We start from the raw sequence: 10,828 nt of genomic DNA on the forward strand, positions 1-10,828 counted from the left end.
ATGCTTAATCCCGACGATCGTCTTTATGTTCGATGCTGTCGCGCTTGTCATCCTTGCGCTGAAATTCACCATCAAAAGTCTCACCGCCACCCGTTCCGGCGCTAAAACCACCGCCAGGCATACGCGAAAAACGCAAATGTGGCAGCAGTTTCATCGTCAGATGTTTTTGCACCGGGGGTAATAAAAGAAGAAGACCGAGGAAATCGGTGAAAAATCCGGGCAGCACCAACAGTAGACCGGCAATAATCAGCGATACGCTTTTGATCATTTCTGCAGCCGGACTTTCACCTGCCGCCATTTTCTGTTGCATCAGTAAAAAGTTCTTAAATCCCTGATTACGAACCAGAGACATACCGATAACCGATGTAAAAATAACCAAAATCAGCGTCATCAGGACGCCCATCACATGGGCAACCTGAATAAAAATAGATATCTCTATGTAAACATAGAGAAAAATGGCAAGTAATGGTATCCAGCGCAAAGGGATCTCCTGTTAATAACAGCCGTTTTGTTCAACTTCTGTTCGAAAAATTATGTTAATCGCATCGATTTGATATTGTGGTGGTTAGCAAAATTTCAAGTGGCTTGTACACTAATATTTGGGGTTAATCACAAAGGGGTGATCCATTTCACAGAATAATAAATAAGGGGTAAATTCCACGCTTTAAGTGATCCAGATTACGGTAGAAATCCTGAACCAGCATATGATCTCGGGTATCAGACCGATGCAGGGGATAATCGTCGGTCGAGAAACAATCGAAATCACATATATCCTGTGTGTTTAGTCAAATCATTGGCAGCTTGAAAAAGAAGGTTCACATGTTAAACAACATTCGTATCGAAGAAGACTTGTTGGGTACCAGGGAAGTTCCAGCGGACGCCTACTACGGTGTCCACACTCTGAGAGCGATTGAAAACTTCTACATTAGCAACAACAAAATCAGCGATATTCCTGAATTTGTTCGCGGTATGGTAATGGTTAAAAAGGCAGCGGCTATGGCCAACAAAGAGCTGCAAACCATTCCTAAGAGTGTGGCAAATGCCATCATCGCGGCGTGTGATGAAGTCCTGAATAACGGAAAATGCATGGATCAGTTCCCGGTAGACGTTTACCAGGGTGGTGCGGGTACCTCCGTCAACATGAACACCAACGAAGTTCTGGCCAATATCGGTCTGGAACTGATGGGTCACCAGAAAGGTGAATATCAGTACCTGAACCCGAACGACCACGTTAACAAATGTCAGTCTACCAACGACGCATACCCAACTGGCTTCCGTATCGCTGTATACGCATCCATCATCAAACTGGTTGATGCACTGAACCAGCTACGCGAAGGCTTCGAGAAAAAAGCTGTTGAATTCCAGGACATCCTGAAAATGGGTCGTACCCAGCTGCAGGATGCTGTACCGATGACCCTCGGTCAGGAATTCCATGCTTTTAGCGTACTGTTGAAAGAAGAAGTGAAAAACATTAGCCGTACCGCTGAGCTGCTGCTGGAAGTTAACCTCGGCGCGACAGCAATCGGTACTGGTCTGAACACGCCGAAAGAGTACTCTCCGCTGGCAGTACAGAAACTGGCTGAAGTCACCGGCTTCGCCTGTGTTCCTGCAGAAGACCTGATTGAAGCAACTTCTGACTGTGGCGCATACGTTATGGTGCACGGCGCACTGAAACGTCTGGCTGTGAAGATGTCCAAAATCTGTAACGACCTGCGTTTGCTCTCCTCTGGTCCGCGTGCGGGTCTGAACGAGATCAACCTGCCGGAACTGCAGGCTGGTTCTTCTATCATGCCAGCTAAAGTGAACCCGGTTGTTCCGGAAGTCGTAAACCAGGTGTGCTTCAAAGTCATCGGTAACGACATCACTGTAACCATGGCATCTGAAGCTGGTCAGCTGCAGCTGAACGTAATGGAGCCGGTCATTGGTCAGGCAATGTTTGAATCCATTCACATTCTGAGCAATGCTTGCTACAACCTGCTGGAAAAATGCGTTAGTGGTATCACTGCTAACAAAGAAGTCTGTGAAGCGTTTGTATTCAACTCCATCGGCATCGTTACTTACCTCAACCCGTTCATTGGTCACCACAACGGCGACATCGTCGGTAAAATTTGTGCCGAAACCGGTAAGAGCGTACGTGAAGTTGTCCTGGAGCGCGGTCTGTTGACCGAGTCTGAACTGGACGATATCTTCTCTGCACAGAACCTGATGCACCCTGCTTATAAAGCAAAACGTTATACTGATGAAAGCGAACAGTAATCGTGTAGGGTAGTACCGGAGAAGGCACGTCATGATGACGTGCCTTTTTTCTTACTCGAAGTTACTTAAAAACAACAATTTAATATCAACTTGTTAAACAACAAGGAAGGCTAATATGATAGTTTTAGAACTTATCATCGTTTTGCTGGCAATCTTTTTAGGTGCCAGACTTGGGGGTATCGGTATTGGATTTGCAGGTGGGCTGGGTGTTCTGGTTCTCGCCGCTATCGGCGTAAAACCCGGTAATATCCCGTTCGATGTTATTTCCATCATCATGGCGGTTATCGCTGCCATTTCAGCTATGCAGATTGCAGGTGGTCTGGACTATCTGGTTCATCAAACTGAAAAACTGCTGCGTAAAAACCCGAAATACATCACGATCCTTGCACCTATCGTGACCTATTTCCTGACTATCTTCGCAGGTACCGGCAACATCTCTCTGGCAACGCTGCCAGTTATCGCTGAAGTTGCGAAGGAACAAGGGATCAAACCTTGCCGTCCGCTCTCTACTGCAGTGGTTTCTGCACAGATTGCGATTACGGCTTCTCCAATCTCCGCAGCCGTGGTTTACATGTCTTCCGTAATGGAAGGTCATGGCATCAGCTACATTCACCTGCTGTCCGTGGTCATTCCGTCCACCCTGCTGGCTGTTCTGGTCATGTCCTTCCTGGTAACTGCGCTGTTCAACTCCAAACTGTCTGACGACCCGATTTATCGTAAGCGTCTGGAAGAAGGCCTGGTTGAACTGCGTGGTGAAAGACAAGTTGAAATCAAAGCGGGCGCAAAAACTTCTGTTTGGTTGTTCCTGCTGGGCGTGGTTTGTGTCGTCGTATATGCGATCGTCAACAGCCCAAGCCTCGGTCTGGTCGCTAAGCCGCTGATGAACACCACCAACGCAATCCTGATCATCATGCTGAGCATCGCGACGCTGACCACGATCATCTGCCGCGTTGAAACTGACTCCATCCTGAACTCCAGCACTTTCAAAGCCGGTATGAGCGCCTGTATTTGTATCCTGGGTGTTGCATGGCTGGGTGATACCTTCGTATCTCACAACATTGACTGGATCAAAGATACTGCAGGTAGCGTAATTCAGGGTCATCCGTGGCTGCTGGCTGTCATCTTCTTCTTTGCTTCTGCACTGCTGTACTCTCAGGCTGCAACCGCTAAAGCACTGATGCCGATGGCTCTGGCTCTGAACGTTTCCCCACTGACTGCTGTTGCGTCTTTCGCCGCGGTTTCTGGCCTGTTCATTCTGCCAACCTACCCAACTCTGGTTGCGGCAGTTCAGATGGATGACACCGGTACAACTCGCATCGGTAAATTCGTCTTTAACCATCCGTTCTTCATCCCGGGTACTCTGGGTGTGGTTCTGGCTGTCTGCTTCGGCTTCTTGCTGGGCAGCTTCATGCTGTAAGTTTTTCCTGCAGGGTGCCTGGGCGCCCTGCAGTTCCTCCTCCCCACCCCGCTTTAGCTAACATCCTTCCCTCGTCCGTTGTATAGTGACCATTCTTTTGCTGGTTACTCTGTTCTTTCGAGGTGTTTATGCTTGATGTAAAGAGTCAGGATATTTCCATCCCCGATACCGTTGTGGTGCTCTGTACCGCCCCGGATGAAGCAACCGCCCAGGATCTCGCCGCCAAAGTGCTGGCGGAAAAGCTGGCTGCTTGCGTGACCCTGCTACCCGGTGCGACCTCCCTCTACTATTGGGAAGGCAAACTGGAACAGGAATATGAAGTCCAGATGATTTTAAAAACCACCGTCACACACCAGCAAGCCCTTCTCGATTGCCTGAAGTCACATCATCCGTATCAAACGCCTGAACTTCTGGTTTTACCCGTCACTCACGGAGACTTTGATTACCGCTCATGGCTCAACGCATCCTTACGCTGATCCTGCTGCTGTGCAGCACATCTACCTTTGCCGGATTATTTGACGCGCCTGGCCGCTCGCAGTTTGTTCCTGCCGATCGGGCGTTTGTTTTTGATTTTCAGCAAAACCAACACGATCTGAACCTCACATGGCAGGTTAAAGATGGCTACTATCTGTATCGCAAACAGATAAGCATTACGCCATCTCAGGCCGATATTGCTGAGGTAAAACTGCCGCCAGGCGTCTGGCATGAAGATGAGTTTTACGGCAAAAGTGAGATTTACCGTAAACAGCTGACTGTCCCGATCACGGTCAATCAGGCTAAGTCTGGCGCAACATTAACGATCACATATCAGGGCTGCGCCGACGCCGGATTTTGCTATCCGCCAGAAACAAAAACGGTGCCATTAAGTGAAGTGTCTGCTGGTTCCGCGGCCGCCTCTGCGCCAGCCCCAGCCACTGCAGATCCGCAAGAGAAACCGCAGCCCACGGCCCAACTCCCCTTCTCCGCACTGTGGGCATTGCTGATCGGAATTGGTATCGCGTTTACGCCTTGCGTACTGCCGATGTATCCGTTGATTTCCGGTATCGTACTGGGTGGCAAGCAGCGCTTATCAACCGGACGGGCACTGCTGCTGACGTTTATCTACGTTCAAGGGATGGCGCTCACCTATACCGCGCTGGGTTTGGTTGTTGCAGCCGCCGGTTTGCAGTTCCAGGCTGCGCTTCAGCATCCCTACGTCCTGATTGGCCTTGCCGTCATCTTTACGCTGCTGGCTCTGTCGATGTTTGGCCTGTTCACGCTGCAACTGCCCTCATCGCTGCAAACGCGCCTCACGCTAATGAGTAACCGCCAGCAAGGCGGATCTCCCGGCAGCGTCTTTGCGATGGGGGCGATTGCTGGCCTCATCTGTTCTCCTTGCACAACGGCCCCGCTAAGCGCGATTTTGCTGTATATCGCTCAGAGCGGGAACATGTGGCTGGGAGGTGGCACACTGTATCTGTATGCGTTGGGGATGGGATTACCCCTGATGCTAATTACCGTATTTGGCAACCGCTTGCTGCCTAAAAGTGGCCCATGGATGGAACATGTCAAAACCGCTTTTGGCTTTGTCATTCTGGCGCTTCCCGTCTTCTTGCTCGAACGTATCGTTGGCGACGAGTGGAGCGTTCGCTTATGGTCACTGCTAGGCGTCGCGTTCTTTGGCTGGGCGTTCATCACCAGCCTACAGGCAAAGCACGCCTGGATGCGTATCGTGCAGATTGTCCTGTTAGCCGCAGCACTGGTAAGCGTGCGTCCATTGCAAGACTGGGCGTTCGGCGCGCCATATGCTCAAACCCAGGCACATCTTAACTTCACGCCGGTGGCATCGATAGATGCGTTAAATCAAGCACTGGCGCAAGCTAAAGGCAGGCCAGTCATGCTGGATCTGTATGCCGACTGGTGTGTAGCCTGTAAGGAATTTGAAAAGTACACGTTCAGTAATCCGCAGGTTCAGCAAGCGCTAGGCAACACAGTGCTATTGCAGGCGGATGTGACAGCAAACAATGCACAGGATGTCGCACTCCTGAAACATCTACAGGTTTTAGGTTTGCCGACTATCTTGTTCTTTGATGCCGAGGGGAAAGAGCACCCGGAAGCTCGGGTTACGGGCTTTATGGATGCCGCGACCTTCAGCGCACATTTGCGCGATCGCCAACCGTGAGCGACACTTGCAACAGGAAATACGGAGGAGAATACCGTGCAACGTGAAGATGTCCTGGGAGAAGCCCTGAAATTACTTGAGGTGCAAGGGATAGCCAATACCACGCTGGAAATGGTGGCCGAACGCATCGATTATCCTCTGGATGAACTGCAGCGCTTTTGGCCCGATAAAGAGGCCATTCTGTACGATGCGCTGCGTTACCTCAGCCAGCGGGTGGATATCTGGCGGCGTCAGCTTTTACTGGATGACACGCTGAGCGCTGAGCAGAAATTACTGGCGCGCTACACTGCGCTGTCCGAATGCGTGAGCAATAATCGCTATCCCGGCTGTTTGTTCATCGCCGCCTGTACGTTTTACCCCGATCCCGGGCATCCGATCCATCAGTTAGCCGATCAGCAAAAAAAGGCGGCACATGACTTCACCCATGAGCTGCTGACGACGCTGGAAGTTGACGACCCGGCAATGGTCGCCAAACAGATGGAACTGGTGCTGGAAGGCTGCCTGAGCCGCATGCTGGTTAATCGTAGCCATGCTGATGTCGAAACGGCACACCGCCTGGCTGAAGATATCCTGCGCTTTGCCCAGTGCCGAATGGGCGGTGCGCTGACCTAAGCGAGCATTATCTGTTTTCGTCGTCTCTGCCGGATAGATTTGTGCAAACTTCAGGCATAACCATGCAGATTGCCGCAATATTAAGCGGTTGAACAATGTTTCCAGAAATTTGATTGACTGACAGACGTGAATACGGTTTAATGCGCCCCGTTGCCCGGATAGCTCAGTCGGTAGAGCAGGGGATTGAAAATCCCCGTGTCCTTGGTTCGATTCCGAGTCCGGGCACCACTATTTAGAAGAACCCGCCTATGGCGGGTTTTTTGCTTTATGGGTTCCGCGAGATTTCTTATCGTTCTGCCCACAGCGACTCCTACTCCACCTCATCACGACAGTTAAACCTTTCACTGGAACCACGATGGTACTGCAAAAAATATAGCGGTATCAGGCACACCTCTTTGTCTGGCGTGCTTAACCGTAGGCTAAATTTGAGTAATTTATCTGAACAACCTTGGGCACAATACTGTTGCGGGAGCGCCAGGGAGTAAATACCAACCTTCATCTACAATTGCCATCATACCGAGCAAATAATGAGTCAACGAGGAATCTGGATGGTGAAAACAAGAGTCATACAGTCAGCGCAGGGAGCCCATGCCTATCCGCTGCTGATCAAGAGCTTGCTGCTGTCGGGTGGGCGTTCTCATCCCGAGCGAGAAATCGTCTACGCCGACAAGCTGCGTTACGACTATCGCACCCTCAAACAGCGCATCCATCGCCTGGCAAACATGCTGACAGCGGCCGGTGTCATGCCTGGAGACACCGTAGCCCTGCTAGATTGGGACAGCCATCGCGCCCTCGAGTGCTTCTTCGCGGTGCCTATGATTGGTGCCGTGCTACACACGGTGAACGTCCGCTTCTCGGCGGACCAAATCGCTTACACCATGAATCATGCCGAGGACAACCTGGTACTGGTGCACGACGACTTCTTGCCGGTTGTCGAGTCACTGGCAGAGACACTGACCACTGTCCGGGGATACATCCAGCTTAGCGACGAAGAATCGAAGGCAACCAGCCTGCCGGTGCTGGGGGAATATGAGACCCTTCTGGCCGCAGCGAGAGATCGCTTTGACTTCCCCGACTTCGATGAAAACTCGGTAGCGACCTTGTTCTACACCACTGGAACCACGGGCAATCCCAAGGGGGTCTACTTCAGCCATCGTCAGCTGGTCCTGCACACGCTCAATGAGCTGGGCCTCCTGGCAGCCCACGAGGGACAGTCGCTGCTACGATCGAACGATGTCTACATGCCGATCACTCCTATGTTTCACGTGCACGCCTGGGGCGCTCCCTATGTCGCAACAATGCTGGGTGTGAAGCAGGTCTACCCCGGTCGTTACGAACCCAACAAGCTGGTGCGGTTCTATCACGATGAGGGTGTAACCTTCTCGCACTGTGTGCCAACCATCTTGCAAATGATCCTCGAGTGCGACGAAGCCACACGGACCGATCTGTCGGGATGGAAGATGTTGCTGGGTGGCAGTTCACTGTCCCTTGGACTGGCGACACAGGCCCACCATAAGGGCATACGCATTCACGCTGGCTATGGTATGTCTGAAACCTGTCCCCTGCTCTGTATGACCCACTTAAGCGATGCCGAGCTGGCCCTTCCCATGGATGAGCAGTTACCCCTGCGGATTCGGACCGGCCTGCCTGTTCCGTTGGTGGATCTGCGTATCGTCGATGGCGAAGGTCGGGAGGTAGTGCACGACGGCGAAGCCCTGGGTGAAATAGTGGTGCGAGCCCCTTGGCTGACTCAGGGCTACCTGAAGGAACCCGAGAAAGGAGCTGAGCTATGGAATGGCAGTTGGCTGCATACCGGCGACATTGCCTCTATCGATCCCCATGGGATAGTGGAAATAAAGGATCGCATCAAAGACGTAATCAAGACGGGCGGTGAGTGGATAAGCACGCTGGAGCTGGAGAGCCTCATCAGCTCACACGCGGCTGTCAGGTCGGTAGCCGTCGTCGGGATACCTGATGAACAGTGGGGCGAACGCCCCCTGGCTCTGGTGGTTTGCAAGGAAGGGGAAGACCTGGAGCCGCAGGCCATAGCGGCACATCTACAAGGATTCGTCGACCGCGGCCACATCACTAAATGGGCGATCCCACGACAGATAAGGATAGTCCCGGATATTCCCAAAACCAGCGTCGGTAAGATCAACAAGCGCCTGATTCGGGAGCTCGAAGCCAGCAATGGGAAGGAAAGCATTTAAGCGATTTGTCGCATTCATAGCGTAAGGTTAACAACAGTCACGCTGTCTCTATTTCAGGTAGCATGTCGGTATCAATACTCTGCCGGGGATCTCACCGTCCCCGCGCGGATGCTGATCGCCCTTTAGCAAAATGGGTGCCAGGGCATGTTCATCGCCACAGGCACCTTCCATCCAGCCTGATCATTTACCTAAATCTGCTTTATTCAACAACGCCAGATTCATCCTCACTCATGCTTTCTTTGCTTTGAATGAACCGGAGCGCCAAATAAAGGTCTGGTGCCAGAATCATGTCGTCGTCTTTCATTGTCGGTCGACTCTCCTTAAACCAGCGTGTTAACTCCGTTTTCCGGCCCGCAAGAATTAACTTAATCTGCCGCCCCTTCAGGTCCCGTTTTAACTCATTAATGGTTGCCAGAACGCTGATATCTGAATAGGTAAAGCAAGAAACGGCGTCAATGACCACCCATTTCGGTTGTAGCGCAGCACCATCGACTAAATTCAAAACACGGCGCTTAAAATAGGCCACATTAAAATAGGTCAGCGGTGAGTTAAATCGGTACATCAACACGCCAGGGATCATTTTCACATCGGTTGTATTACCTAATGAGTGAATCATCCCATTTTCGTCAATTCCCAATAAGTGTTCAGTAGGACGGAAAACTGTGCGCAGGAACTGCAACAGACCCAACAATACCGCAAGGCCAATCCCCTGAATAACACCAATAATCAGAACACAGCCAAAGGTGAAGAACGCCAAGCGAAATGCGGGTTTATTTCTTCGCCTCAGGTTCCAGAGTCCGCGTAAATCAATTAATGACCACGATGCATAAATTAGAACAATGCCTAATGCAGATACCGGAATAAATTGTAATGGCTGCGTGAAAAATACCACGACGATTCCGATGATTAAGGCAGCAACAACGGAAACAAGCTGGCTTTTCCCTCCAGAGGAATCATTTACCGCAGTCCGGGAATCGGCTCCGCTAATCGCAAACCCCTGAGATAAGCCAGACATTAGATTCGCGACCCCCAAAGCCCTGAACTCAGCATCAGCATTTATTTCGTATCCGTTTTTTGCGGCAAAACTGCGAGCGGTTAGCATCAGGCTAACAAAACTGACTAACGCCAGGTTCAGCGCAGGAATCAATAAATCACGCGCCAGACCAGGCTGAAACGATCCCCAGTGAACGACGGGCAAACCAGACTGAAAGCCCGATCCCCCAATAGTGGCAATCCCATACTGCTGCGCAGATGTAATCCATACCAGCGCCGTTGTTATCACAATAGCAATCAACGGTGCTGGCCATTGGCTACGAAACGTTTTGATAGCTATTAAAATCGCTAACGTTAGGATGGAGATCCCTAAGGTTAATAAATGAATTTCTGAGAGTCGGCCAGGCAGGGCAATGATCTTCTCAATCACTTGCTCTTCATCAAGCGTAATCCCCAATACCTTACCGAGTTGCCCGACAATAATCGTCACGGCAACCCCGTTAAGCAAGCCCGTTAGAATGGGGTGCGAAAGCAAGTCAGCAAGCGCGCCCAGGCGAAATTTACTGGCAAGCAGGCACCATCCCCCCATCATCACAGTCATGACAATTGTCAACTGCCAGTGAAGTTCTGGGTTTCCGGCAGAAAGAGGAACTACAACGGCTGCAATTACCGCGCAGGTCGTGGCATCAGGACCAACAATCAATTGGCGGGAAGAACCAAACAGCGCATAAGCTAGCATTGGCAAAACACAGGAATATAATCCGACGATAGCCCCGACTCCCGCCAACTCAGCGTAAGCAATCGCAACCGGTAGTGCTACGGCAGCAACGGATAACCCGGCTTTAACATCATGTTTTAGCCAGCTTTTATCGTACGCTAATAAATTTTTTAGCCCTGGCATGTAGTTTAATACCATTTTTCCGAACACTTTATTCTCCGGATAGACCCTTACTTATAGATAAAGGTACACGTAACTGTCGCAGGCGATCCTGATATTTTCGGGAGGTAATACAGAAAATTCAGATTTGGGGTTTACTGCATATACCGCAGGATGGCTTGTGTTATGGAGGCTCAGGATATAGCTTTGCACCCGATGGTCGGTGTTGTGATGTGCCTGATGCGCTGCGCTTATCAGGCCTACAAAATACGTTCAGCCCGGCCCCTGCAGGCCGGATAAGG

8 protein-coding genes and 1 tRNA gene are annotated in these 10,828 nt (G+C 51.0%); 7 read left to right on the forward strand and 2 right to left on the reverse strand.

Annotated features, from left to right (window positions below; translation table 11 throughout):
* Positions 1-4: 4 nt before the first annotated feature.
* Positions 5-481: an FxsA family protein gene (locus tag OGY67_RS09185; RefSeq protein ID WP_003025457.1), complete on the reverse strand. Its 477-nt coding sequence runs from the start codon at positions 479-481 to the stop codon at positions 5-7.
* A gap of 338 nt (positions 482-819) precedes the next feature.
* Between OGY67_RS09185 and aspA the strand changes: the two genes are divergently transcribed.
* From aspA to OGY67_RS09220, 7 genes are all read left to right on the forward strand, one after another.
* Positions 820-2,256, forward strand: a complete 1,437-nt coding sequence (aspA, locus tag OGY67_RS09190) for an aspartate ammonia-lyase (RefSeq protein WP_003830668.1) — start codon at positions 820-822, stop codon at positions 2,254-2,256.
* A 115-nt stretch (positions 2,257-2,371) separates the two neighbouring features.
* Positions 2,372-3,673 carry an anaerobic C4-dicarboxylate transporter DcuA gene (gene dcuA / locus OGY67_RS09195; protein WP_003830670.1) on the forward strand — a complete coding sequence of 434 codons (1,302 nt, stop codon included), beginning with the start codon at positions 2,372-2,374 and terminating at the stop codon, positions 3,671-3,673.
* Positions 3,674-3,801: 128 nt separating this feature from the next.
* Positions 3,802-4,149: a divalent cation tolerance protein CutA gene (gene cutA, locus OGY67_RS09200; RefSeq protein ID WP_003025447.1), complete on the forward strand. Its 348-nt coding sequence runs from the start codon at positions 3,802-3,804 to the stop codon at positions 4,147-4,149.
* The gene (locus OGY67_RS09205; RefSeq protein ID WP_286573880.1) at positions 4,125-5,834 is read left to right on the forward strand and encodes a protein-disulfide reductase DsbD; all 1,710 of its coding nucleotides are present in this window, start codon (positions 4,125-4,127) and stop codon (positions 5,832-5,834) included. Before cutA ends, OGY67_RS09205 begins: the two co-directional genes overlap by 25 nt.
* A 36-nt stretch (positions 5,835-5,870) precedes the next feature.
* Positions 5,871-6,446, forward strand: coding sequence for a transcriptional regulator (locus tag OGY67_RS09210; RefSeq protein WP_008785982.1), 576 nt, complete (start codon positions 5,871-5,873; stop codon positions 6,444-6,446).
* Positions 6,447-6,598: 152 nt separating this feature from the next.
* A tRNA-Phe gene (locus tag OGY67_RS09215) sits at positions 6,599-6,674 on the forward strand.
* A 320-nt stretch (positions 6,675-6,994) separates the two neighbouring features.
* Positions 6,995-8,656 carry a fatty acid--CoA ligase gene (locus OGY67_RS09220; RefSeq protein WP_235125766.1) on the forward strand — a complete coding sequence of 554 codons (1,662 nt, stop codon included), beginning with the start codon at positions 6,995-6,997 and terminating at the stop codon, positions 8,654-8,656.
* A 199-nt stretch (positions 8,657-8,855) separates the two neighbouring features.
* On the opposite strand, the gene OGY67_RS09225 is transcribed toward OGY67_RS09220, so the two are convergent.
* Entirely contained in the window at positions 8,856-10,577 is a 1,722-nt protein-coding gene (locus tag OGY67_RS09225) for a SulP family inorganic anion transporter (protein WP_286573881.1), read from the reverse strand.
* Positions 10,578-10,828: the final 251 nt, after the last annotated feature.

This window comes from Citrobacter sp. Cpo015 (assembly GCF_030333035.1).
GTDB classification, from domain to species: domain Bacteria; phylum Pseudomonadota; class Gammaproteobacteria; order Enterobacterales; family Enterobacteriaceae; genus Citrobacter; species Citrobacter portucalensis.

Excerpts from the sequence above, each read along its gene's own strand:
- cutA (WP_003025447.1), top strand. The coding sequence starts at position 3,802 with ATGCTTGATGTAAAGAGTCAGGATATTTCCATCCCCGATACCGTTGTG.
- OGY67_RS09205 (WP_286573880.1), top strand. The coding sequence starts at position 4,125 with ATGGCTCAACGCATCCTTACGCTGATCCTGCTGCTGTGCAGCACATCT.
- aspA (WP_003830668.1), top strand. The coding sequence starts at position 820 with ATGTTAAACAACATTCGTATCGAAGAAGACTTGTTGGGTACCAGGGAA.
- OGY67_RS09220 (WP_235125766.1), top strand. The coding sequence starts at position 6,995 with ATGGTGAAAACAAGAGTCATACAGTCAGCGCAGGGAGCCCATGCCTAT.
- dcuA (WP_003830670.1), top strand. The coding sequence starts at position 2,372 with ATGATAGTTTTAGAACTTATCATCGTTTTGCTGGCAATCTTTTTAGGT.